This window comes from Synechococcus sp. WH 5701 (genome assembly GCF_000153045.1).
In the GTDB taxonomy this organism is placed as follows: domain Bacteria; phylum Cyanobacteriota; class Cyanobacteriia; order PCC-6307; family Cyanobiaceae; genus Regnicoccus_A; species Regnicoccus_A antarcticus.
The window spans coordinates 1-1,108 of record NZ_AANO01000130.1 but is presented as its reverse complement, the minus strand read 5'-3'; the positions used below and the strand labels follow the sequence as shown (position 1 = coordinate 1,108).

The following is a 1,108-nucleotide window of genomic DNA, read 5'->3' as shown; positions in this document are numbered from 1 at the left end:
GCTGCTGCGGGTGGTAGCCGCTCCCCGGCCACCCTTGGATTTACCGCCACGAGTCGGCATCGGTGCGATCACCTCATGGTTCTCCAAATGGAGTTCTTGACCCTGACGACGAAGATCGAAGCTCACGAAATGGCGCAGATGCTCAAGGGGAAGTTCCCCTTTGATCGACACCTTGAATGGCAATGGACGTTTGCCATCGGGACGCGGGAGCTGTCGCACTTTGACCACCATCTCACCCGTTTCGGGCTTGGTATAAATCAATTCTCCGCGAATGGAGAAGTAGTCGTCACCTTGCGGAAGCGTGTCGTCCAAATCGTTTTGATCCGGGGAAAGGGTGCTTGGTTCCCAAACACCCGCGATCTGGAGGTGGAGGTGTTCACTATCCCGACAACGGGGATACACCACCCAAAGATGGGGGTGATCCATGGCGAGATGACGGCGCATCAGGGTTAAGACCCTTCCAAGCACAACGGTTTCAAGTTCAAGGCCATTGGAATCGGTCAGCACGCCACGCGTGACTTGATCGGGGTCTGTCGGGGTGTAGGTACCGCGAACAAGACCGATGGCCCGGAACTGCAACGGCTCGGTGACAGGGGGAATCGGATGGGCGCGCATTGAGCTGGTCCGGGCGGTGCAAAAATCCGTGTGGTGACTGTAGCCAGCTCTCAGCAATCGCCTCAGACTGGCGGCACTGATTCAGGTCCATGCCTCGCCCAACACGGATGCTCCTGCTGGGCCTGTCCCTTGTCAGTGCTTCGTTTTTGGGGTGGAGTCTTGCTGCATCGCTCACGACCCAATCCTCTGCTTTAGGCAATCAAACCAATGACGATCTCCAGGCAGAGGAGCTCCTCGATCGCCTGGAGGCGCAGGAGGAGCTGACCCCAAACACCCGTCGCAAACTGCTGGAACGTCTCCTGGCCCGAGGTCGTTTTGAAGACGCTTTATTGGTACTCCAGCCTTGGCTTGCGGAGCAACCTCGCTCTCTCAATCTCGCCTTGCTGAGTGCTGATCTTCAACGGCTGACGGGCAACATCGATGGGGCCGTGAGCGAACTCAAGCAACTGCTGAGTTTGCATCCACTCGATGCCCAAGTGCTGCAGTTGTTGTT

General features: G+C 57.4%; 2 protein-coding genes. One reads left to right on the top strand and one right to left on the bottom strand.

Features of this window, described 5'->3' with window-relative positions:
• Positions 1-615 (bottom strand): hypothetical protein (locus WH5701_RS16425; protein ID WP_071934158.1); only part of this gene is annotated, 615 nt, incomplete at its 3' end.
• Between the two features lie 107 nt (positions 616-722).
• On the opposite strand from WH5701_RS16425, the gene WH5701_RS16420 reads away from it, so the two are divergent.
• Positions 723-1,108 (top strand): tetratricopeptide repeat protein (locus WH5701_RS16420; protein WP_156776481.1); only part of this gene is annotated, 386 nt, incomplete at its 3' end.